This window comes from Lentilactobacillus diolivorans DSM 14421 (assembly GCF_001434255.1).
Classification (GTDB): Bacteria; Bacillota; Bacilli; order Lactobacillales; family Lactobacillaceae; genus Lentilactobacillus; species Lentilactobacillus diolivorans.
In genome coordinates, this window is record NZ_AZEY01000050.1 from 18,461 (window position 1) to 41,374 (window position 22,914).

At 40.4% G+C, this 22,914-nt stretch carries 20 protein-coding genes and 1 pseudogene; 10 read left to right on the forward strand and 11 right to left on the reverse strand.

Annotated elements, in window-relative coordinates:
- Positions 1–204: 204 nt before the first annotated feature.
- The 8 genes from FC85_RS05230 to FC85_RS05265 form a co-directional block, all read right to left on the reverse strand.
- A complete protein-coding gene (locus FC85_RS05230; RefSeq protein ID WP_057864499.1) occupies positions 205–969 on the reverse strand; it encodes an ABC transporter permease in 765 nt (254 codons plus the stop codon).
- Positions 966–1,877: an ABC transporter ATP-binding protein gene (locus FC85_RS05235; RefSeq protein ID WP_057864500.1), complete on the reverse strand. Its 912-nt coding sequence runs from the start codon at positions 1,875–1,877 to the stop codon at positions 966–968. Before FC85_RS05235 ends, FC85_RS05230 begins: the two co-directional genes overlap by 4 nt.
- Complete coding sequence (locus FC85_RS05240; RefSeq protein WP_057864501.1) at positions 1,877–2,074, reverse strand: PLD nuclease N-terminal domain-containing protein; 198 nt, start codon at positions 2,072–2,074, stop codon at positions 1,877–1,879. The genes FC85_RS05235 and FC85_RS05240 overlap by 1 nt, the downstream gene beginning before the upstream one ends.
- A gap of 1 nt (position 2,075) precedes the next feature.
- Positions 2,076–3,185 (reverse strand): helix-turn-helix domain-containing protein, encoded by a 1,110-nt coding sequence (locus FC85_RS05245; protein WP_057864502.1) that lies wholly within the window; start codon positions 3,183–3,185, stop codon positions 2,076–2,078.
- A gap of 263 nt (positions 3,186–3,448) precedes the next feature.
- Positions 3,449–4,279 carry a DUF1129 domain-containing protein gene (locus tag FC85_RS05250; RefSeq protein WP_057864503.1) on the reverse strand — a complete coding sequence of 277 codons (831 nt, stop codon included), beginning with the start codon at positions 4,277–4,279 and terminating at the stop codon, positions 3,449–3,451.
- A complete protein-coding gene (locus FC85_RS05255) occupies positions 4,276–4,593 on the reverse strand; it encodes a PadR family transcriptional regulator (protein WP_186825091.1) in 318 nt (105 codons plus the stop codon). The genes FC85_RS05250 and FC85_RS05255 overlap by 4 nt, the downstream gene beginning before the upstream one ends.
- Positions 4,594–5,013: 420 nt before the next feature.
- Positions 5,014–6,192: an MFS transporter gene (locus FC85_RS05260; protein WP_057864505.1), complete on the reverse strand. Its 1,179-nt coding sequence runs from the start codon at positions 6,190–6,192 to the stop codon at positions 5,014–5,016.
- Between the two features lie 274 nt (positions 6,193–6,466).
- Entirely contained in the window at positions 6,467–7,597 is a 1,131-nt protein-coding gene (locus FC85_RS05265) for a vitamin B12 independent methionine synthase (RefSeq protein WP_057864506.1), read from the reverse strand.
- A 632-nt stretch (positions 7,598–8,229) separates the two neighbouring features.
- Between FC85_RS05265 and FC85_RS05270 the strand changes: the two genes are divergently transcribed.
- From FC85_RS05270 to FC85_RS05300, 6 genes are all read left to right on the forward strand, one after another.
- Entirely contained in the window at positions 8,230–9,087 is an 858-nt protein-coding gene (locus FC85_RS05270; protein WP_225427630.1) for a bifunctional hydroxymethylpyrimidine kinase/phosphomethylpyrimidine kinase, read from the forward strand.
- A complete protein-coding gene (locus FC85_RS05275; protein WP_057864507.1) occupies positions 9,087–9,659 on the forward strand; it encodes a TIGR01440 family protein in 573 nt (190 codons plus the stop codon). The genes FC85_RS05270 and FC85_RS05275 overlap by 1 nt, the downstream gene beginning before the upstream one ends.
- A 15-nt stretch (positions 9,660–9,674) precedes the next feature.
- Positions 9,675–10,187: an ECF transporter S component gene (locus tag FC85_RS05280; protein ID WP_057864508.1), complete on the forward strand. Its 513-nt coding sequence runs from the start codon at positions 9,675–9,677 to the stop codon at positions 10,185–10,187.
- Between the two features lie 538 nt (positions 10,188–10,725).
- A complete protein-coding gene (locus tag FC85_RS05290) occupies positions 10,726–11,091 on the forward strand; it encodes a GNAT family N-acetyltransferase (RefSeq protein WP_225427631.1) in 366 nt (121 codons plus the stop codon).
- A gap of 147 nt (positions 11,092–11,238) precedes the next feature.
- Positions 11,239–12,567 (forward strand): C1 family peptidase, encoded by a 1,329-nt coding sequence (locus FC85_RS05295; RefSeq protein WP_057864511.1) that lies wholly within the window; start codon positions 11,239–11,241, stop codon positions 12,565–12,567.
- Positions 12,568–13,097: 530 nt separating this feature from the next.
- Positions 13,098–15,371, forward strand: a complete 2,274-nt coding sequence (locus FC85_RS05300) for an ATP-binding cassette domain-containing protein (protein ID WP_057864512.1) — start codon at positions 13,098–13,100, stop codon at positions 15,369–15,371.
- 124 nt (positions 15,372–15,495) lie between these two features.
- Here the strand turns inward: FC85_RS05300 and FC85_RS05305 are convergent, their stop codons facing one another.
- Positions 15,496–16,077, reverse strand: coding sequence for a YdeI/OmpD-associated family protein (locus FC85_RS05305; protein ID WP_057864513.1), 582 nt, complete (start codon positions 16,075–16,077; stop codon positions 15,496–15,498).
- 186 nt (positions 16,078–16,263) lie between these two features.
- On the opposite strand from FC85_RS05305, the gene FC85_RS05310 reads away from it, so the two are divergent.
- On the forward strand, positions 16,264–18,012 hold the full coding sequence (locus tag FC85_RS05310; RefSeq protein WP_057864514.1) for a glycosyltransferase family protein: 1,749 nt from the start codon (positions 16,264–16,266) through the stop codon (positions 18,010–18,012).
- A gap of 111 nt (positions 18,013–18,123) precedes the next feature.
- Here the strand turns inward: FC85_RS05310 and FC85_RS05315 are convergent, their stop codons facing one another.
- Positions 18,124–18,672 carry a hypothetical protein gene (locus FC85_RS05315; protein WP_186825094.1) on the reverse strand — a complete coding sequence of 183 codons (549 nt, stop codon included), beginning with the start codon at positions 18,670–18,672 and terminating at the stop codon, positions 18,124–18,126.
- 135 nt (positions 18,673–18,807) lie between these two features.
- On the opposite strand from FC85_RS05315, the gene FC85_RS05320 reads away from it, so the two are divergent.
- The 3 genes from FC85_RS05320 to FC85_RS05330 all read left to right on the forward strand — a co-directional run bounded on the left by FC85_RS05320 (position 18,808) and on the right by FC85_RS05330 (position 22,537).
- On the forward strand, positions 18,808–19,797 hold the full coding sequence (locus FC85_RS05320; protein ID WP_057864516.1) for a LacI family DNA-binding transcriptional regulator: 990 nt from the start codon (positions 18,808–18,810) through the stop codon (positions 19,795–19,797).
- Positions 19,798–20,206: 409 nt separating this feature from the next.
- On the forward strand, positions 20,207–20,389 hold the full coding sequence (locus FC85_RS05325) for a hypothetical protein (RefSeq protein WP_057864517.1): 183 nt from the start codon (positions 20,207–20,209) through the stop codon (positions 20,387–20,389).
- Between the two features lie 282 nt (positions 20,390–20,671).
- The gene (locus FC85_RS05330; RefSeq protein WP_057864518.1) at positions 20,672–22,537 is read left to right on the forward strand and encodes a S53 family peptidase; all 1,866 of its coding nucleotides are present in this window, start codon (positions 20,672–20,674) and stop codon (positions 22,535–22,537) included.
- Between the two features lie 143 nt (positions 22,538–22,680).
- Here FC85_RS05330 and pgi read toward each other — a convergent pair.
- Positions 22,681–22,914: pseudogene (pgi, locus tag FC85_RS05335) on the reverse strand (glucose-6-phosphate isomerase); the annotation flags it as partial.

Sequence of the window (22,914 nt, forward strand, 5' to 3'; positions counted from 1 at the left end):
GTGATTAAAATAAGGTGTTTCTGAAAACAATGGTGCCGTTTTCATTTATTCAGTAAATGGGGACGGATTTTCTCACAAATCAATGACTTTGCGTTAACAATGAGATTAAAAGATCCTTTGGTTTAGCAATTCGAATGCTAAATCAAAGGATTTGATTTTATCTATGTGGATGAAGAAACTTTTCTTTAGAACCCAGTATGATAACTAAATTTGTTTATGATTCAAAACGGTCAGTGAAATGATAAGGCTGGTAATTATCAGAAACACGGTAATAAGCAAAGCTGAACCATAGTTAGCCAAATTTTGTTTTCCTTGCAGTAGTTGCACATTTTGGGTCATTAACGAAAATGGATTGTAACTTTTAGTAGTTGTAAAAATTGTTGAAAACAGTCCTAGTGCGTAGAAACCACCGCTGAGAAACAATCCCTTTGCGCCGTTAGCCGAAATAGTTGATCCCGTAACAACAACGGTCATTAGCAACATGCCAAACAGCCATAAGGCGAAGATCGCCGGGAACAAGTGACGGCTGAGCTGGTCGTTAAAATAATAGCGTGTGTAACCCGCCGTTACAAGGAAACTCGTTAATAGACTGATTGTCCAAACAAACCAGATTAGAAATTGTTTGCTCAAGATGATGGCCCATCGAGACAATCCCTTTGTTAGGAAATTAATCAGGTAACCATTTGCCAGTTCACGAGAAACAATGTCGCAAAACAAAATAACCAGAATAATGAGTCCAAGTTGATTAATATTTTTAAAAAATTGGGTCCATGAATCTAGTGAGGTTGGCGTTGGAATTGAGGTGGAGGTGTTTTTAGGAAGAGTAGATTCAATGATCCTGGGCATTAGTTTGGCGAGCAACGGGTTCATAAGACCGAAGAGAATAAAGATAATTTCAGCAATTAAAAATCGTTTTGTTTTAATGCATTCAGTGAGTTCTTTTTTACTGAAGATAAATAGTTGCTTCATTTAATCGCCTCCAAGAAAACATCTTCCAGGGAGGGTTCAAACTGTTGAAATTGTTTTGGAACAATGCGGCTTTTTGACAAATCTGCCAATAGTAATTCTCCTAATGGTTGACCGGGTTGTTCATAGATTGTCAGGGTCAGTTGATCTTGTTTGTAAGTTGTTTTAGAGAGTCCCGTTTGAACCAGAAACTTATTTACATCTGTTGAATTTACAAAGTCAATTTGAAAAGTTTTATTGGAATGGGTTTGGGTTAATGTGCTGATTTTTCCGGAGACTTGTATGTGTCCATTGTGGAGAATCGCAACCCTATCGCAAACGCGTTCGATATCCGATAGAATGTGACTTGAAAAAATGACCGTTGTCTGGCCTCTAAGACTAGCTAAAATGTCTAAAAATGCTTTTCGCCCTAATGGATCCAAAGCGGATGTCGGTTCATCGCAAATCAGAATTTGGGGTTGGTTTAACATTGCCACTGCCATGCCAAGCCGCTGTTTCATGCCACGGGAATAGCCCCGAATCTTTGTCAGGTCATCTTTGAGCTGGACAGTATTGAGAACCGATGAAATTCGACGATCAATTTGGGTGTGAGCCATACCAGAAATCGCTGCAGTTAGTTGGAGATATTGACGGGCAGTCATATACGGATAGAATGCGGGGACATCAGGTAAGTAACCGATGAAACGGTTGGTAAGTGAGCGGCCATATCTCACTTGCTGACCATTAACGATAACTTCGCCTTGATCTGATTCCAACAAGCCTAAAATGATTTTCATTGTGGTAGTTTTACCCGCTCCATTTTCGCCGACAAATCCGAATATACTGCCTTGGGGAACGGAAAAAGAGACATCATTTAAGATGGATTTTGATCCGAATGATTTCTTGAGATGGTTAATTGTAACTGCATTCATCAGTAATCTCTCCTTCCAAAGACAAAATAGATAACTGGACCAAAAATCGAAATGAGCAAAACGACCGGGATCCATAAATAGCGGTTACCGATCTTGTAATGTTGATGCCGAAAAATATCGATTAAAGCCCAGATAGCCAAACCAAACTGTAAAATAATTAGTGGGATTAAGATGGGAAAGGTGTCATGTAATGGCATTTTATTTCACGTCCTTTTTAATTTGTGAAACGATCGATTGATACTTGGGGTCGTTTTTTAGTGGTTCAAAAGTTGGATTTTCTAAGATAAATTGTTTAAGTTCGCGATTAACGATTCGACTGTCACGTGGCATTTGGTTACCGATCATTAATTGATTAATCCAATCATAAATTTTATCGAAAAAGTGGTTACCTTTAAGAACAATCGGAAACGTTATTTTTGATTGGAGATTGGCAAATTTTTCGAGAAATTGAAGCGCATTGGGATGATCATCGTACTTCATAAAACCGGCAGCAATTCCCATATCAAGATTTAAAACGATCATCGGATGGAAACTGGCAATTTCGAATAGGGTAATGAATTGATCTGCCTTGGTCGCTAATTCGGTAAACTTTTGATGATTGTTATCGAGTAAGTTCAAGTAGTTGGTAAAGGTGCTGACCATAACAACCAGATACTGATATAGCGCTGTTTGCATAGTTGCTTCAGCACGTTCTGAGTTACCCTGAAGATGATAAGCTGAGGCAATAATACTTTCAGGCGGCACAAGTTGTGGGACAGTGGTGCCTAATAATTCCAACACTTTCTGAGGTTTGCTATTATTTAGGTAAAGAACGCTTAGCATAATTTTGGCTTGACTTTGAATGTCTTGGTCATCAGATTTTCGATAAACATGGTCCAACAGCTCACGGATTTCGTTTGATAGTGTTTGAGTTGTGATTGGGTCATTTTTAGTAAGGACGGTTAGATGGTTAAGTAATAGATTTGCCATCGAAAAGACGAATGGGTAACAGGACCAGTAACGTTTAATAAGTTTTCGAACTTGAGATAAACCATTTTCCGGCGAATCAATAATGGCTTTTTTCAGTGTTTTGTATAACCGTTCGATTTCATTTTTGGATAATTGCGCATCGTATCCGAGAAGATGATCGATTGATGTATCAAAGTAAGCAGCAATCAATGGTAATGAACTAATGTCCGGGCTTGTTTGGCCGGTTTCCCATTTAGACACTGAAGCTTTGGTAATGCCAAGGAAATCAGCGAGTTGCTGTTGTGATTTATGATTTTGTTTGCGTAGATTGGCAATGGTGAGATGAATTGTTGTATTCATTTAGGTTTCCCCCTTTAATCTAAGTGTAAGGGGTAGTAGCAGTGAAAACAATAACGCAAACGTTTACTATAAAGAAACAAAGTATCGTTATACGATTCTTTTGCTCATACCAGTTAAATTTTCAAGGCATAACAAATATGGGACAAAAAACGGCTTTCACTCCGAAAGTTGTTTTTTGTCCCATGTTTTATCGTAAGTAAGATTAGTGTTTACAAGATAGTCAACGGATAAAACCGCTGTTAATCCAGTCTGACATTGCGAAATTAATGATCTTTTTTCTTCAAATAAAACCAAGTGCCAAAGCCACCAATGAGTGCAGCGATAATACAACCGGGAATTAAGATCCATAAGAGCAGTGATTTGGGGGCAATTGGTTTTGTGAGTAAGTCGCTAATTCCCGGGATTCGGGTACCAATTCCTAATAACGCATCGATAATGATCATCATATAAATAATGATTAGGAAGGGGAGTTGTTTGCGTTCTGATACATAAATGACTGTGGAGATGATAACTAGAATGAGGATTGTTCCAATCCCCCACCAACCAGGCAAGCTTACAGATAATGGTGTTTTTAAGAAGACGCTGACGATGACGAGGCCAACATAAACGAGTATGCTAACGGTATAGCTGGCAAATTTTTTCAAATTGTTTTTCTGATAAGTTTCTTTCCCAATTACCCATAGAAGGCCTAGTGAAAAAATAAAAGCAGTCGTACCCACGATGATCAAATTACCAATATCAAACTTGCTTGTTGGCAGAATAATAGTGGGAATTGTAAATAAAAGCACATAGCCCACGACGATATAGCAAGCAAGCTTAAGGATCTCGGAGAATGATTTGGGTAACGTTTGTAAAATATTATCGGCTAAGGATTGTGGGTTTTTACCAAAGTAGTCCTCGGCACTTTGACCGTTGTCTTGGGCATCGATTAAATCATGTAGGATATCCAATAAAAGCTGTTCGACAACATTTTCCCGACTAAACGTGGATTTACCGCGAATGTAGCGTAACAGGTCTTCATAGTATTTCCGATTTTCAGTATTTAATTTTTTACGAAGTTGGTTGTTGGTTTCTATGAGGTTATCGGTTTTCATTGTCTATGCCTTCTTTCATTGATTAGATCGTTGACGCCCGTGGATAAAGATTTCCATTGTGTGAGAAAGTGTTGTCGAGCTTGGTTACCCGCATCCGTTACATAGTAGTATTTTCGTTGTGGTCCTTCTTTTGATGGTTGTGTTTTGCCAATAATAAGGCCCTTTTTCTCCATATTCATTAATAATGGATAAATTGTCCCTTTGGGAACATTCGCAAAACCATATTTGGAAAGTTCCTGACTAATGGCATAACCATAATAAGGTTGATCACTGATTAAAATTAATAAGCACCCCTGAAGAATTCCTTTAAGCATCTGGCTGGAAACGTCAGCTTTAGACAAATAATCACTTCCCAACTAATTTGCATTGCATACTAGTAGGATATCATAATCTACTAGTTTGTAAAGCATACTAGGCTATTATAAAAGAGGATGATTATTTGGGATGAAGTAAAAATTAGTTTCTGAATTTGTTTGGCGGTATTTTACGGATGGATGGTCATTAAGATAACAAAATCTCAAGATAAAAAATGGCTGAGACAAAAGTGATTTTGCTCAGTCTCTGTTAATGTAAACGCGATTATTACTGAGAAAAAACGCGGGACAAAAGGCAACTTCCGGCCGTGTAACCGAATTATCCAAATATTCAAGTTCAGAATATTCGGATAATCCGATTACACTGGAAGTTAAGCGCCTTTTGTCCCGCTCTGTTCCGTAAATAAATTGATGACTAATTCAATTGTGATTTGTTAATCTTAAATTATGAAACATCATGGTTAAGACAATTAATAAAATAATCCCTACCGATCCAAAGGCAAATGAAAAATTGTGAGTTTGGATGAGCCATCCCATCGCTGGAAAAAGAGCGATCATTGAAACTGAAAACAGAACACTGGCGACACTCAATAACGTCGCTCGTTGCTGTGAATCGATAAGATCATTATAGTAACTACTAAAAATGGGCTCAACTAAAGATCCCAGTAATTGAGAAACTAAAAATAATGTGATTAGCAAAGGCAGCAGGTTAAGCCAGCTGGTTAATAATAAAATTGTTAAGCAAAAACTTAGTGATGTGAGCAGTTTTCGTTTCGAAAATTGCTTTTGAATAGTCGGAGTTAATTTAATGCCAATAATGTTAACGATTGCTGACACAATCAACAATGATGAAATGAATATACTCGAAAAATGATTTTTACTCATCAGTGATTGGAAATAATAATAGTAAGTGGTACAGATTCCCGTAAAAAAGGCTTGAAACAACATTAATCCACGCAGTTGTCGGTTGTGGCTTAGCGTTTGGTAAGCGGTGACTGCAATGGATTTTATTGTTTGATGCGGTTCATTAAGTGATGTGTTAAGTTTTGGCTCGTTCATCAAAAGAACGGTTACTAAACCTAGGAAACCGATTAGAATACTGATAACATAGGTTAGGCCAAAGTGCCAATGAACAAAGAACCCGGCGATAACAACACCAACTGTGTCACCAAATTCGATGATCACGTTGACATTACTGATAATTTTGGGAAACACGTTAGTTTGCTTGGACTTAATTAGTGAGTCATACATCAAGGCATCAATTGTCCCTGATTGAAGATTATAGGAAAGTGCACTTAGTACAAACCCAATCGCAAACCACCAAAAACTATGACCGAGTAAAATGACAATGGCGGATAGGATGGCTGAAATGCGACCCATAATTAACACTGATCGGTAGGTGAAGCGATCGGCCAGAACGCCCGTGGGGACCTCGAAGATAAAACTCGCGATGTGAAAAATACTTTCACACAAGCCAATTTCAACCAAACTAAGTCCTTGGGTTTGCAGATACATTACCCACAGTCCGGTAATACCAAAATATGAGAAAAAGGTATATGCATAACCATGATTAATATTTCTTGGATATTTAGTTTTCATTTTTTAAACACTCCAGTATTCATGAGCGCGTGACAGTTTCTCAGCCGTATTTTGAAGTTGGAACATCATTTTAACTAAGTCTGTGCACACGTTCGGGTACGTGACCAGCTACTGAAGTGTTTGGATCTGAATAATGCTGTGTTGTAAGCTAATCCATGCGAGCAAGATAGTTCACCTCGGATTCCTTGTTAGTGTCGTAATAAAACAATAAAGGGAACCTATTTCAAATAAATTTGAGTATGGGTTCCCCTGGCCTTACTTTAGAATTGTTAAATTAAGCGTGCCAAACTTTCTCAGCGATTGATTTAACTAATGTTAATTTAGCCCATTGCTGGTCCTCAGTCAATTTATTACCTTCTTCGGTTGAAGCAAATCCACATTGGGTTGAAAGCGCCAAATTTTCTAATGGTACTTTTTCAGCGGCTTGTTTAATACGAGTAATAACGGTATCTTGATTCTCAAGCTCTGGGGATTTGGAGGTGATTAACCCCAAAACAATTCGTTTGTCCCTGTCGCCATTCCAGATTCGGTCAAGTGGATCAAAATTACCGGCTCGGTCGCTGTCATATTCGAGAAATAAGCCATCATAGTGAAGTTGGCCCAAATAATCAGCAACGTCGTCATAGCCGCCAGAGAACAAGTAAGTTGATTTAAAGTTACCTCGGCAAATGTGAGTTGTGACTGTTAAATCTTCTGGTAGGTTTTCAAGTAGTTTGTTAATAACCAGCACAGCATCTTCCGCGAGCTTAATATATTTGGCGTGCGTTTCTGGGTCGCTGGCTGTTTCGTTTAATTTACTAATCAAAAAGGCCCAAGTTGTATCGTCTAATTGGATATAGCGGCAGCCAAGTTCGTAGAAACGCAAGATCGTTTCGTGATAGGCTTTGGCCAGGTCGTCTAAATAAGCGTCCCATGAGTCATAGTAGTCTGACCAGTTATCACTTCTGTTATCACGGAAAAGCATTGATGGTGATGGGATTGTTTGCTTAGGGGTCACACCATCTGGAGTGATTGACTTAAGATACTCAAAGCTCTCAAAGAAGGGGTGGTTAGGATTAAATGCAATTTTACCGACCAATTCCGCATTGTCGGTTCGCGTCTTACTTCCATGAAATTTATAGCTCTTGTGATAGTCATAGTGACCGACACCGGTTAAGCCCCATAAGAAGTCAAGGTGCCACCAACTGCGGTTAAATTCACCATCAGTAATATCTTTCAGACCGAGATCGACTTGCTTAGCAACAATTTTACGAGTTTCTTGACGTTGAATGGTTTTTAATTGGCTGGCATCAATTTGGCCGGCACTAAACTTTGCATGAGCGTCCTTTAAAGCTTGGGTTCTTAGTAAACTACCAACGATATCGTAACGATATGGAAATTTGATTTGGGTTGCTGATTCTGTCATGGGTGAATTCCTCCTAGAATATCAATACGTGTTAACGACTAATAAATGAACTGAAATGAATTGGTACGCAACTTACGAAAAAAGCATTCGTCCCTTGACTGCTTTAACAGCCAAGGGACGAATGCTCGCGTTACCACCCTTAATTCACATTGCTTTTACAAACAATGCCTCATCGGTACCAATAATACCCGGGAAGTTAACGGTTCCTACCGATTATTTCGCGTGAACGGAATAATTGCTGATTAGAGTTCATCTTCGTCGCTGAATCATTGCCCATTCTCATCATCCGGGTTCTCTGAAAATGATTCAAGCGGCTACTCTTCTCCTCATAGCTTAATAATTCGTAAGTTGTTCAAATTGAATTTTAATTTACTTTAAACTAGTTTGACCCGATTGTCAACGGTTGGGTTCAGATGTGGTTCAACTTGCGAGATCCTGTAAATAACGTGGTCGGTAACCATTTTCTTCATCACGGTTTTCGGTTTCCTGAGATATTGGGGATTGTTTCTTACATAAAACTTGTTATAATAAATTTGCTTTTATGTGAAATTGTGACATTTGATTGGTAAATGGTTAATTATAGTCGAGGCGCGTTACAATTCAGTTAGATGCTAGTGGGAAGGAAGATTAACATGTTAGACTCGAATGTACTGGTTGCCGAAGACTTCTCCGCGGTTGGACGGATGTCCATGACTGCTGCGATTTCAATCTTTTCCGGATTTGGGATTCAAACAGCTGCAATCCCGACTGAAATTCTTTCCACGCAGTCAGAAGGATTTGGCACGCCGATAACCACAAACAATGATGATTGGATAAAGAAGACAATCGGTCATTGGAACCAGATCACTGACTTGAACTTGGCGTCAGCGGTAGTTGGGTATGTTGGTCAACCCAAAACAGTTAAGTTGCTGCATGATTATTTAACCACGCTAAAGTTAAAACATGTATTGGTTGATCCGGTTATGGGGGATCGTGGTGTCATGTATGATGGATTTGGCGACGGTTATCTTGATGCCATTAAGCAGTTGATTCAGGCGGCAACGGTCATTACACCAAATGTTACGGAGTTACAGTTGCTAAGTGGAAACCAGTTGACAGACAATGCATCAGATGCTGAGGTTGTCCGTGCAATTGAAGCGTGTCGCCAGAAAAATAAGCTCAATGCGAGAGTGGTGGTTACTGGCATTAAACGAGATGCCGGAATTGGTTGTTGTTTTCTCAGCCATGGGCAATTAAAATGGGTTAGTTCACCCTTTGTTTCAGGTCACTTTTATGGAACCGGCGATCTTTTTTCTACGTTGTTATGCGGCTATCTGAACTTTGGCGTTAGCTTTGAAACGGCAGTTCAGCGATCGGTCTTTGGCGTCTATGAGGCCGTGTCACGAACTGGGCAGGTTTCTGAAAATAAGCGGAAATTTGGTTTGGATTTAACTAAGACTTTAAATGATGTGACCAAGTTTACGCTTGGAAAAGATCGGGAGGAAATTTGATGCAATTAGAGACAATTAAGCGTGACCTGGAAGCAGTCCTAACTGAATATTTTGATAAGATCACATTCCCTGAAAACGGGATTTTTGTTCTTGGCTGTAGTTCGAGCGAGGTTAGTGGCGCTTGGAAGGGAACATCTTCGCGGTTGGATGTCGGCCAAACAATCATTGACGAGTTGATAAGCTTTCTAAAGCCACGAAAAATTTACTTAGCTGTTCAAGGCTGTGAACATATTAACCGGGCGCTTCTAGTGGAACGTGAGGTTGCCGAAAAACACGATTTAGAGATTGTATCGGTTGTCCCGGCGATTCATGCTGGTGGTGGGACGCAAGTTGCCGCTTATCAACAAATGTCCGACCCCGTTGAGGTGGAACACATTACGGCATTCGGTGGGATTGATATTGGGGGCACGGAGATTGGGATGCATGTTAAGTTTGTCCAGATTCCTGTCAGAATGACCCATCGAAAAGTTGGTGCTGCTAACGTTGTCGGGTTGGTTTCCCGACCCAAGTTAATTGGTGGTGAGCGGGCAATGTATCAATTTTCAGAAGCAAACTATAAAGAAATTAATTAGAAGGAAGGTTTTTGAATGGATCGAAAAAGTGTTGGCGGGAGTGCATCAAAACATTTGTTTAAAGTAATCCTGACGGCGATGTTTATTGCTGCAACAGTTGCCATTAGCCGATTCTTTATTATTCCGGTTCCGATGACTCACGGAAACGTTAACTTATGTGATGCCGGAATCTTTATTAGTGCTATTTTATTAGGACCGGTTGTTGGTGGCGTTGTCGGGGGTGCCAGTGGCTTACTGCTTGACTTAACATCCGGTTATACGCAGTATATGTGGTTTTCCTTAATTGTTCATGGTGCCGAAGGACTGATTGTTGGTTTAATTGCCCATAAGAAGGTGGATACCAAATGGACAAAGGCGTTGGCAGTTATTATTGGCATTATTGTGATGGTTGCAGGCTATTTTGTTGCTGACTCAGTATTATATACGCCCTATGCCGGGTTTGTCGGCATTGGCACTAATTTACTGCAGGGAATTGTGGGCGCAGTGATTGCCTACTTTGTCACGCCACGATTAAAGGGCAGAATCTAATAATTAAAACTAATTTGGGGACAGGGTAACGGTTATCCTGTTTTTTTGTGCCCTTTTTCAAAAAGTATTAAAGCCCGTTTCTAATTAATAAGTATTATGTTAATATACAGATAATATATGTGGGTTTTAGGAGGCCAAGACGCTTATATTACAAGACATGATTAGTTCGCTTGCATTTTTCTTTTCAGGAAACATTGTCGGATTTTGGCGGAACCCCAAACAGTCAAAAGTTCTGCGAATAATAACATTATTACCGATGATTCTCATCGCATCTTTTTTGACGTTCGCATGTTATGTTATCGGTTTTCGATTTTGGGATTGGCAGTTTTTGTTGATGGCCTTCATATCATTGGTATTTTGGTGGGTCGCTGTTTATTTTTTGTTGGTGATATGTTTTAATCGGAAAAGTAATGAGTAAAGGTAGGCTGGATGGTAATGACGTCCAAAATTAGACAAATTAAAACCCCCAATCGAAAAACAACAAATTGCCAAGGATGTTTTAAGTCAGCTGCCGGATTGGTTTGGGATTCCAGAAGCGATCACCGAGTACGTTGATCATGCCCAAAGATTGCCACTGTGGGCGGTTATCATTAACGAACAAATTATTGTCGGTTTCGCGACCGTCAAGAAGAGTAGTCCAGATACGGCTGAAATTGACGTTATGGGTATCCTCCCTATGTATCATCGACAGGGATTGGGTCGGCAATTGATTCATACGATAACGGGATACAGTCGGCAGCATGGCTATTCCCTTTTGCAAGTTAGGACGGTTGCGGAGGGACATTATCTCGCTTATGACAAAACAAATCAGTTTTACCAAGCAATGGGATTTAAAAAACTGGAAATTTTTCCGACATTGTGGGACACGTGGAATCCATGTCAAGTGTATGTCATGCCTTTATAGTCCATAAAAGGATTAACGATTCAGTGATTATTACGAGCTGGACCCAATCAATGAAAAAATTAACTTTGATGTGGCCCTAAAGCTGATTGCCGAAATTTAGTAAAAGCACTACAATAGTTAGCAATTACATAGAAGGGATGCGAGACTATGAGTGAAACTGATTTTACATTGAGCGAGAAAGACTTCGGTCAGTTGCATGACAATTTTAAAAAAGAACCTAAGAGTGATGTCCTATCACGAATTGTGACACAAAATGGGATTAATCAAGCGGCTCAGGATCCCGATGCCCAAGTTCGTTTGGACCCGGTTTTTTCAGTGGATTTACAAACGGGTGCTGTGACCAATCAAAAGCAAAGTGGCCGTTGCTGGCTATTTTCATTGGTTAATACGTTACGCCATAAGTTTGCGAAAAAGTACAAATTAAAGGATTTTGATTTATCGCAAAAGTATTTATTCTTTTGGGATAAAATTGAACGGGCAAACATTTACTATGATCGGATTATTGCAACTGCCAGCCGGCCGGCCGATGATCGGGAAGTTGATTACTACTTAAGCATGCCCGATGATGATGGTGGCCAATGGGCAATGGCGGCTGCCCTTGTTCAAAAATATGGCGTGGTTCCAGTTAGTGATTTTCCTGAAACTGTTAATACTGAAAACACGGGTGCTTTTGGGACGGTTTTAAATCGCAAACTGCGAATTGACGGAATGAAACTTCGTGATATGGTCAACGCGAATAAGTCCGATGATGAGATTAATGCAGCACGTAAACAAATGTTGAGCGAAGTTTATCGAATTGTGGCTTATTCATTTGGTGAACCACCAACCACGGTTAATTTTGCTTATCGGGATGATGATAAAAAGTATCATAAAATTTCTGGGTTAACGCCAAAGGAATTTTATGATCAATATTTTGATACCGATTTGGATGATTACGTGGTGCTTTCCAATTCGCCCGACAAAGCATACAACAAAGTATTCTCGCTGCCAAGTCAAGACAACGTTGTTGGCGGTAAGCACATTACGTTCTTAAACCTGCCAATGGAGGTGTTGAAACAGACAACCATCGCTCAATTAAAAGATGGCGAAACAGTTTGGTTTGGTAACGATGTGCTGGAGCAAATGGATCGAAAAAAGGGCTTTTTGGATAGCCATTTATACCGATATTCCGACTTGTTCAATGTTGATTTGGAAATGGATAAAGGTAAACGGCTTGAATATCACCAAGCCATGGTCTCACATGCGATGACTTTTGCCGGTGTTGACTTGGATGATAACGGAAAACCAACTAAGTGGAAGGTTGAGAATTCTTGGGGTGATAAGAATGGTACCAAGGGTTATTTCACGATGAACGACGACTGGATGGATGATTATGTTTATGAGGTCGTGGTTCACAAGAAGTATTTGACCGACGAGCAACAAGCCTTATTGAAGCAGGCGCCGATTGAATTGCCGGCGTGGGATTCACTGGCATAGAAATAGAGTGGTGCGACAAGCGATTAGCCCCCAGAATATAAGTGACTTCAGCCAATATCCCTGGTCTTTAGGGATGTTGGCTGAAGTTATTTATATGGCCGGGGGTTGCTTGTCACACCACGTTTCAGCTTGGTAGCAATACGCCCCTTTAGCGGGTAAGTTCCTGATTCTGGAGCTTACCCGCTAAACTGCTTATATTCTGGGAACTGCTTCTCTTTCGCACGTTTTAGCTCGATAGCCAATCCAAATAATCTAAACATTTCCCAAATATCGAAATGTTGGCTGAAGTTATTTATATGGCCGGGTCCTGTTCTTGAAATTTACCATTAGGCGGAGGGACACACCATGTTTTAAATTTGTGATCAATCTGGATTCCTGAGTTTGGTAATATTTGGATTGGTTATTTGCCCACTCCAAATTGCCTCGTGTTACCAATCAACCCCGGCATTTAACGGCCTTTGAGGCGCTTGACTTGTTCCCAACCACTGTTCTACACTGGATAAACTGACTTTATTGAAGGGAATGATGACATGACTCAAGATAACTTATTTGCCGATGGTGAAATTACCGTACATGGTGCTAAGCAAAATAATTTAAAAGACATTAATATTCGAATTCCTAAGAAGCGGACGACTGTTTTTGTTGGCCTGTCCGGGGCGGGAAAGTCTTCATTAGTGTTTGACACGATTGCGGCCCAATCACGTCGGGAACTAAATGAAACGTTTCCTAGTTTTACCCAGCAGTATTTACCCAAGTATGGTCAACCTCAAGTTAAAGCAATTGATCATTTGCCGGTTGCGATTGTCATCGAGCAGAAGAAAATAGGTCAAAATGCTCGCTCAACAGTTGCGACTTATACAGGTATTTATTCGTTGTTACGATTATTATTTTCGCGAATTGGCAAACCATTTATTGGCTATTCTGACACCTTTTCTTTCAATATGCCTCAAGGAATGTGCCCCACTTGTCAAGGCCTGGGCTATGTTGATGAGATTGATGAATCTGCGTTAGTTGATAAGAATAAATCGTTAAATCAAGGTGCGATTACATTTGTTAGTTTTGGCGTCGATACGTGGCGCTGGAAACGATATGCGAACAGTGGGTTGTTTGATAATGATAAGCCGTTAAAAGACTATTCTGATAAGGAATGGGAATTATTGATGCATGCGCCCCAGCAACAATTGCACAATGCACCGGCAAATTGGCATCCGACAGCTTTGTATGAGGGGATTGTTCCCCGAATTCGCCGATCGATTCTTCATAAGGCGGAAGCAAAACATCATAAACAGGAGATTGCCAAAGTTGTGACCCACAAAGATTGCCCAGCCTGTCATGGAACTCGGGTTAATGATTTGGTTCGGTCAAACCATATTGATGATAAAAATATCGCTGATGTTTGCGCAATGAATCTTTCAGAGGTTGTTACCTTTTTAAATCATATCAAGGTACCACTGGCTGCTTCGATTATTCGTGAATTGACGACGATGTTAAACTCACTTATTAATATCGGGTTAGGTTATTTGTCATTAGATCGAGGAACCAGTAGCCTTTCCGGTGGTGAATCCCAACGAATAAAGATTGCCAAATATCTGAATAGTTCGCTTTCGGATTTGGTTTATATATTGGATGAGCCTAGTGTTGGCTTGCATCCTCACGATATTCGGCTGGTAAAACAGGCCCTTCATAAGCTCCAAGATCAGGGGAATACGATTCTGATTGTTGAACATAACCCACTAATGATGACTGGCGCCGATTACGCGGTTGAAATTGGTCCGGTTGCCGGTAGTGGTGGCGGTCAAATTACGTTTACCGGGACTTTTGACGCATTACTCAAATCGGACACGTTAACCGGGCAATATCTTCGTCGATCTTATTCGCTAAAAGCACCGCGAACCCCTAAAGATGGTTGGTTAAAACGCGATCATATTCAGACTCATAACTTAAACGATGTCCATGTCCAAGTTCCTTTGGGTGTGATGACGGTTTTAACTGGGGTTGCCGGTTCCGGGAAAAGTTCTTTGGCAGAATCTTTAATGAATAGTATTGAAACGCCGGTTATTAATTTAAATCAGCGGGCAGCCAGTGTTAATTTGCGGTCAACGCCACTCACCTATTTAGGAATTTTTGATAAAATTCGCCAACGATTTGCTAAAGCTAATCAGGTTTCCAGTAGTTTATTCAGCTATAATGGTAAGGGTGCCTGCCCGGTTTGTAAGGGAAAGGGTGTTACCATTACCAACATGGCGTTTATGGATCCGGTTGTTCAAACCTGTGAGGCCTGTCACGGTCGGCGTTATAGTCCTGAAGCGCTGAGCTATTATTATCAAGGCCATACCATTGCAGATGTTCTTGAAATGAGCGTGGATGCCGCCATTGAGAGTTTTGCCGACGATTCGGTTATTGGACCGCGAATCCATGATCTGCAGCGGGTCGGCTTGGGCTACCTTAAACTAAATCAATCATTAACAACCTTGTCCGGTGGTGAATTGCAACGGTTATCATTGGCAACACAATTAAACGGTCAGGGAAATATGATTTTTCTTGATGAGCCAACTGCCGGATTGCACATGCAGGATATTGATAAACTATTAAACCTGTTCAACGAGTTAGTCGAACAAGGGAATACGTTAATCTTAATTGAGCATAATTTGACGGTGATGACGCAGGCAGACTGGCTAATTGATGTTGGCCCGGATGCTGGTAGTTTTGGTGGCCATATTTTGTATGAAGGCGCGCCCAAAGGAATTTTGACGCAATCAAAGTCTTATACGGCGGCTGCATTAAACCAAGTTTTAAAGAAATAATGAGTCGGTTTTTGAACTAAAATCGCTTAATCAGCATCTCTTGAGTCGGGGATGTCAATTAAGCGATTTTTGTGTTTTGTAAGCAATTATCAAGGGACGTGATCGGCAGCATAGGTTACCAACGCTACGATAGTCGGCCACCGTCATTCCATTGACCAATCATTTTGTGATCCCGGCAAGCATTCGCAAATTTGGTCATTCTTGACCGAAACAGCTTGGGCTGATTCTTTTTAATCTGGATCGTATCAATGCGAACTCGCTGATAAAGTGGTGGACAACCAAGAAAGAAGTCCCATGCGCCCGGTCGGCGTTTAAGAGCTCGTTTGATTCGGCTATCAATTTTAAAGTCAGTTATCGTCATATCTGGTAAGACCCTTCTGCCGGCATCAGTCATGAGTCCAAGCTTCTCCATCCGTCTGCAGCGGGCTTTATTGAGCTCTGACCAGGTACTTCCCGGTCGGCGAGGCACAAACCTTTGAGCTGCCGGTTTACTTGGTTCAATTACTTTATAAGTACTGTCAATCCAGCCAAAACACATTGCTTCTTCAACGGCGTCTACATACCAAAAATGGTGGTTATCCGTTGGAATCCCACGCTTCACGTTAACCCAGCATTCCGGTTCTGTGTTGTGATGGGTGACCAACCATTTGCGAAACGCAGCTTGATTGATCACCGTTAATTTGTTGATTGGGTTTATTCGGGTCATTTTTCAACACCTTCTTACATAATTATTGTAAGGGCTTTTTGTAAAATGACAATTGAAAACTGATCGTTCACCCCGTATCATTAAGAGTAGTAAATGGGTAAAACTAAATGACATAGTTGGCGTCAATGATTGATCAAATCGTTTTTTAAAACGAGACATAAACGAGACATAGATGAGAGGTAAAACATGAGACTATTTATCAATAAGCACCAGGGGTCGTTTGTGTATGGGAGCTTTGCGTTAATTGCAATTGCGATCCATTGTCTATTTTTATGGCATGGTTGGTTGTTCGCAGCAAATGATATGCAATTCCATCTCCATGAAATCAATGAACTACGTCAAAATATCAGTCACGGAAGTTTAAACCCATTAATTGCGACTTTTGCATTTAATAATAATGGTAATGCAGTCATCTCCCTTTATCCAAAATGGCCGTTATATCTCTATGCATTTGCTCAAATGCTGTTTAAGGATTCAATCCGAGGCATTTTTATTGCCGATATGATCAAGACCTTCCTAGGATTAGTGATTGCATTTTACAGCGTTAAAAGTATCAAAAAGGATGATCTTTCTGCCTACTTGTTTGCACTGCTGTATATGACCTCCAATATGGTTCTGGCCTATGATTATCAAACAATGGATATTGGGGTTATGTGGAGCCTGATTTGGATTCCCCTGGTCTTTGCTGGCTTTTATCAATGGTTGAAAACTGGGAAATGGGTTGGTTTGGCCATCGGGCTTAGCGGCATTTTATTAAGCCATATCCTCACATTCGTCATTGTTCTCTTTAGCTTAGTGGTTTTGACTCTGTTTAATTATAAGGTCCTGTTTAGTTTAAAACGCTGGCAGTCGCTATTTAAGGGAGCAGTCTTAGCGGGATTACTTTCCAGCTTAACCTGTGTTCCCTTAATTTACTTCACGCTGATAACGCCAGTGAGGTATTGGACACCATCAGTTCCGTATGGTTTAACCGGAACTGCATTTAAAAACATCTTTCAATTTTTCACAATTAATAATGCATCAATGTATTTAGGGCTGGGAAGTCTGCTTGGAATTGTGGTGAGCCTCGTTAATTTTAAGCGGATGAGTAAATTTCAAATTGACTTATTTGTGCTGGGCCTATTGCTGATTTTATTGCAGTCTCAGCTTATTCCTTGGAAAAAGCTGGCTGATACACCGTTAAGTATCATTCAGTTTCCATGGCGGTTGTTGATCATACCGTTAGTTTGCTTCAGTTACCTGTTAGTTGTTAATTCGATTGCGATGATTAGAAGGCTTGATTTTCATTATTCGCCGGTTGGAATTGCCGTCATTGGTACGGTTTTATTTGTTGGATCAGCATTACTGCGGTCCGAGCAGTTTATCAAATCACAAATTAACACTCAGGAAATTAATTATCGCGTTGTCGCGCAACGAGGGGTTCCAATGGATCAAAATGGCCAACAGATTTATAAGGTAACCAATGAGGCTGAGTACCAAAATTTATTGGGGTATAGTATTAGCTGGGACTATTACCCGGTTAAGACTTGTAACGGGACAACCTTACCCAGAATTATGCAGCATCAAGGGTTTAATTTGGCTAATGGGGAAACGATTCCGATGAGCTATCGACCCAAGCCTGATGGCATTTATTTTGAATTCAACCTGACAGGTAAGCGGAGTAATATTGAGTTACCGTTTGTGGCCTATGATCACCGCTACCAAGTCAGGTTGAACGGTAAAAATGTGTCGTGGCAAATCTCCCCATCAGGCGTGATTCAGTTGAATCATTTAACGAGTGGCTCCTATCGAGTTGATGTGCAGTACCATAATTCAGGGCTAAAAGTTGGGATGGTGGTGCCGTTCATCATTGGTGTAATTACTTTATTGGTTATTTTTGTGAAGCCGACCTGGCTGCCGAGTGGGTTGCTAAATAACGGGAAATTCAGACATTAACGTAAGTTTGGTGGCGACGATCGTCATGGGCACAAAAAAGAGAGACTAGACAAGATGGGCTTGTCATAATCTCTCATTTTTGGACAATATTGATGGTTTAGAGAATTAACTTTAATCGGTTGGTGTTACCAGGACTTGCTTAGCTGGATCATTATCCAAGTCGCGGACAACTTTATACCCAGCGACTTTCAAATTGGCTTCGTGATTTTTACCGGCAACTTTGTCTTTAACGGAAACGGTTTGATCCATTGGAATGTCTGAAAGTTTTCCTTTCATGTAAAGGACAGGGTTATCACTTGATGTATTCTTAAAGGAATAGGTCAAAGTTCCCTGCTTATTCAAATCATTAGCCTTTTTGGCATCGTTGTAGGTCTTGTACATCTTATCGACACTATAGATCGTGACGGTGTTGTTCTCTTTATTAAATTTGTAGGCATCAATGCCAGTCTTACTCTTGTAGTTAATTGTTCCGTTCATATACCAAAGATTATTGTTTGATGTTAATGCTTCTTTGGCTGATTTATCCGCCGTCGGATTCTGCATGCTGGTCTTACTACTAGGATTTGATGATTTCTTAGAAGAATTACCGCAACCGGCAAGGATAAGCGTAACTGATGCAACCACTACAAAAATAGCGGCTAATGACTTGCTTGTTTTCATTAATATTCACCTCATATGATGAAATTATCACACAACACTTGCAAAATCTAGTACTATGGCCGAATATTAATAAAAGATACAAAATTTTAATGCGGACGACATGATCACAATTCAAAAGATGAGAGGTGATTTAAAATGGCAACGATTCGCGATATTGCCAAACAGATGGGGTTGTCAGTTTCAACTGTATCACGGGCACTTAATGACAATCAGCGAATTAGCGAGAAGACTCGACGAGAAGTGAAGCGGGTCGCGGAGCAAATGGGCTATCAACCAAATTACAATGCTCGAAATTTGACGAACCAGGAAGCTAATGCGGTTGGCGTTATCTTCCCAGTTAATAATCGAGTGGTTGATAATATTTTTTACGTAGGTTTGTTAAGAGGGATTAACGAGCAGTTAACGGAACGAAATTATGTGTTATCGATTGCGATTGGCAACACAACTGAGCAGGTTTTAGACAATGTTAAATCGATGATTAATCGGGCGCAAATTAAGCGCTTTATTTTGTTATACTCGCACATCAATGATGACGTCATCAAATTATTAAGACAGCAACCGGTTGAATTTGTAACAATTGGGAAACCGGCTGCCGGCCAAAAATGGCTCTATGTGGATAACGACAACATTAAGGCTGGTGCTGATGGGACAAACTATTTAATTGATCAGTTGCATGTTCAAAATCCGGTCTTTGCTGAATCCCAAAATGGCTGGCCGTATGAATTAGACCGTCGGGAAGGCTATTTGCAGGCAATGCATCGACGTGATAAACAGGCAGTTGTTTTTTCAGTTCCTGAAAACGATGAGCAGAAAGTTAACCAATTTATTCAAGAACATCCGAAAATGGATGGAGTGGTCGCTACTGATGATTACACGGGACTGCGAATTTACAACTGGTATAAGGCATTATATCCGGATAAGAAAATTGAAGTGGTGGGCTATAATAATTCATTACCCAATGAATTAACGGATCAGCATTTCCATTCGGTAGATTTACACCCAATCGAAATGGGACGGGCAGCTGTAAACTTACTATTTGAGGGAAATCAAGATAAAAATAGCGCGGTAAAGAAAAGGGCGATTGTGGCGCATTCGGTCGGAAAAAGTGCCAAAAGAAGCGATTAGATTCCGGAGAATGGGGTGAAAGGCGATTAACTTATCGGGGTGCTCCGGTCTGGGATGCACGATACGTTTCGCTGTGTCTTGGGACTAATTGTCAGTACCATTGTTTTACTGGCGGTATTTTGTATCATTAGTGGCAAGCTCCTTGTAAAGAATCGGTAGTAGTCGTAATAGCGAACGGAAAAGAGCTAATCTTTACCCTTCCTTAAACCGTTCCCCAAGTCCGCCCTGATAGTGTTTAATAGCGGTTTGCAGATTGGGATGGTAGCTGGGACGTCAAATATCTTGACTGTTTCCTGATTGAAGGTAAACTAAAATCAATTATCAAGTTAATCTGATAATCATCAATCTTTAAGAAATTGATTTTTATGTTGTCGTCAATTAAGTTTACTAATAAAGAGAGGCTTTCTAAATGATTACATTACTTTTACTGGCATCCGTTGCCATCTACTATGTCCTAACACGTTCTAATAACAATCAAACTAAAAACAGAAGCGACCAATTTGGCCGTCAGTATGCCCGCGCTAAAAATGATGAGCCGGAAATTTTGGATAAAGGGCAAACTAATGGTCGTTCAAGGCGAAACGTTAATTAGTTATTTACAACAAGCTAATTGGAGATCCTAGAGATAACTTTTAACTCTGGTTATTAAGATGTTGCTGATTAATCGATTTCATTTAAGTGATATAAAGGCTGAGGCAAATTATTTTGTCCGGCCTTTTTTGTTTGCCATGATATGATGGTCGAATTCAAAATTTGTTGGGCAAAATAATGAGTGTTAAAACAAAAATCGATTTATTGAACTGTTATAATACGGTAACATGGACTAGGTAAACTAAATCAGTTTAAAATTTAGGTAGTTATTGGGGGCTTTTACATGAGAGGAAAACAAATCATTGTTAGCACCGTGAGCGGTTTGCTGGCCTTGGGGATCACAATTACGGTTAATGCCAAACCTAAACCGAAAAAGGTGGATAATCATGTTACGACGGCTAGTGTTGTTTTTAAACCCACTAGCGAATCAGACTTAACAAACTATGTTTATGATACAGTTGATCCTTCTGCGTCAGATTATCATCAATATTTAACACCGACGCAGTTTGCGGAAAAATTTGGTCAACCAAACGCGTATGTTAACATGGTTAAAAAATACTTAAACAAGTATCACTTGAAAACAACCACGTTTGCTGGAAACCTGGCGATTAAGGTTAGCGGGCATCGAGCGGATATGAATAAAGCCTTTAAAGCGAAGTATACTAAGGCGAAAGGAAGCCTTTCACGCACCAAGTATCGATTGCCTGGTAAATTATCCAACCGGGTCGTGGCAGTCATTGGATTATATGCTCAGAAACCGACTACTAAGCAAACCAGGCAGAGTGGAAAAAAACGGGCAACAAGTACCGATGTCCCAACTAACGGAGAAAAGCCACAAACAAATTTATCTGCCAACCAGTTTTCCAAAAAATATGGTGCTGGAAAATTCGCTGATCATTATCACCTTAATCCGCTTTATCAGCAGGGATTAACCGGTAAAGGTCAACGAATTGGGATTATTTCTGATGGCGATTTTCATAATAGTGATTTAAAAACGTATTGGAAACAAGCAGGTGTTAATGACAATTTAAGCCGAATTCATAAAGTCTATACAATTGATAATGCTAAAAAAGTGACAAATAGTTTGAATAAATCGTTAACGGAATCTCAAATTGAAGCGACACTTGACGTTCAATCGGCCAGCGCCTTGGCACCTGATGCGGATATTGATTTTTATAGTGGTCAATCGGCTAATGGTGCAACGGGAAGCCCATCGACATATTTTGCAACATTTGCCCAAGCCATTTCAGACAATCGAGATCAGCAGATTTCCACAAGTATTGCACCAACCGTTGAGTTAGCTAACCAGTGGGATGATCATAGTTCAACTCTTCGTCAGTATAATCATGCCTTTAATTTAATTCTGGAACAAGCGGCTGCTCAGGGGATCACTGTTTTTAGAGCCAGTGGTGATAATGGTCCGCGTGATATGCCCAGTAAAATTGAGAATCATGCTGTGACAACTTCACCATACCAAGTCATTGTCGGCGGGACGACACTCCCATACGAAAAAGTTATTAATCAGCGAGTTGTCACTGTTAAAAAAGAAAGGGCTTGGGGGGATACCTATTCCGCTGTGCCAGCCAAAAACCAGGGCGCCAACTTTCCAGGTAGTGGTGGTGGTTTTTCTGCATTAAATCCAACGCCAAGATATCAACAAGGCTTTTCAGGCGTCAATACTTTTCGGGCAGTTGATCTTCTAAGATATAAGAAGGGGCATTACTTCATTAACAAGCATCCTCGGATTATTTTTGGAACCGGCAACTCCAGAAATTTACCAGATGTTTCAAGTAATGCGGACATCGTGACTGGCTACGCGACTTATCTTTCGGCTCCTAGCGGGACGAAGAAAAAGGCCAAGGCCCCTCAGATTAAGATTTGGACGATTGGCGGTGGTACAAGTTATGCGTCGCCACAGATGGCTGCCGCCAATGCTGTTATGAATAGTGGCTTGCAAGCTGGAACCGGCTTCTGGAACCCCCAGATTTATCAATTTGCAGCCCAGGCTGATACGCCATTTAATGTTCTAAGTGATGCTGATGATAATAATTTATATTACACTGGCCAGCCTGGCAAACTCTACAATCAAGCAACCGGCTTGGGAACAATTAATTTTGAAAAGTTGTTCAATAAGTTCAAGTCACAGTAGCCTTATGCGCACTTTTCGTTCCATGGTCTGTTAGATAATTAGCAGATTACCAAAAGGAGTCCCACATTTCGATATTGAAATGTGGGACTCCTTTTGGTAATCCTAAAAATGATTACGACTTTTAATCGCTATAGGTCTTTATATTATAAATCTTTTTCGAGTTTCTTTTTTAAGTCTTCATAACCCGGCTTGCCCAATAAAGCAAACATATTTTGCTTGTAAGCTTCAACACCTGGTTGGTTGAATGGATTAATCCCGTTTAAGTAACCGGAAATCGCAACGGCGACCTCAAAGAAGTAAATCAAGTAGCCCAAGGTATAAGGGGTTTGATCCGGAATATGGACGCTCATATTTGGCACGTTACCATCGGTATGGGC

Bases quoted from the DNA above. Each gene is read 5' to 3' on its own strand.
- FC85_RS05330 (WP_057864518.1), top strand. From the start codon at position 20,672: ATGAGAGGAAAACAAATCATTGTTAGCACCGTGAGCGGTTTGCTGGCC.
- FC85_RS05250 (WP_057864503.1), bottom strand. From the start codon at position 4,279: ATGAAAACCGATAACCTCATAGAAACCAACAACCAACTTCGTAAAAAA.
- FC85_RS05265 (WP_057864506.1), bottom strand. From the start codon at position 7,597: ATGACAGAATCAGCAACCCAAATCAAATTTCCATATCGTTACGATATC.
- FC85_RS05280 (WP_057864508.1), top strand. From the start codon at position 9,675: ATGGATCGAAAAAGTGTTGGCGGGAGTGCATCAAAACATTTGTTTAAA.
- FC85_RS05295 (WP_057864511.1), top strand. From the start codon at position 11,239: ATGAGTGAAACTGATTTTACATTGAGCGAGAAAGACTTCGGTCAGTTG.
- FC85_RS05310 (WP_057864514.1), top strand. From the start codon at position 16,264: ATGAGACTATTTATCAATAAGCACCAGGGGTCGTTTGTGTATGGGAGC.
- FC85_RS05320 (WP_057864516.1), top strand. From the start codon at position 18,808: ATGGCAACGATTCGCGATATTGCCAAACAGATGGGGTTGTCAGTTTCA.
- FC85_RS05240 (WP_057864501.1), bottom strand. From the start codon at position 2,074: ATGCCATTACATGACACCTTTCCCATCTTAATCCCACTAATTATTTTA.
- FC85_RS05235 (WP_057864500.1), bottom strand. From the start codon at position 1,877: ATGAATGCAGTTACAATTAACCATCTCAAGAAATCATTCGGATCAAAA.
- FC85_RS05245 (WP_057864502.1), bottom strand. From the start codon at position 3,185: ATGAATACAACAATTCATCTCACCATTGCCAATCTACGCAAACAAAAT.
- FC85_RS05315 (WP_186825094.1), bottom strand. From the start codon at position 18,672: ATGAAAACAAGCAAGTCATTAGCCGCTATTTTTGTAGTGGTTGCATCA.
- FC85_RS05260 (WP_057864505.1), bottom strand. From the start codon at position 6,192: ATGAAAACTAAATATCCAAGAAATATTAATCATGGTTATGCATATACC.
- FC85_RS05300 (WP_057864512.1), top strand. From the start codon at position 13,098: ATGACTCAAGATAACTTATTTGCCGATGGTGAAATTACCGTACATGGT.
- FC85_RS05255 (WP_186825091.1), bottom strand. From the start codon at position 4,593: ATGCTTAAAGGAATTCTTCAGGGGTGCTTATTAATTTTAATCAGTGAT.
- FC85_RS05230 (WP_057864499.1), bottom strand. From the start codon at position 969: ATGAAGCAACTATTTATCTTCAGTAAAAAAGAACTCACTGAATGCATT.
- FC85_RS05270 (WP_225427630.1), top strand. From the start codon at position 8,230: ATGTTAGACTCGAATGTACTGGTTGCCGAAGACTTCTCCGCGGTTGGA.
- FC85_RS05325 (WP_057864517.1), top strand. From the start codon at position 20,207: ATGATTACATTACTTTTACTGGCATCCGTTGCCATCTACTATGTCCTA.
- FC85_RS05305 (WP_057864513.1), bottom strand. From the start codon at position 16,077: ATGACCCGAATAAACCCAATCAACAAATTAACGGTGATCAATCAAGCT.
- FC85_RS05275 (WP_057864507.1), top strand. From the start codon at position 9,087: ATGCAATTAGAGACAATTAAGCGTGACCTGGAAGCAGTCCTAACTGAA.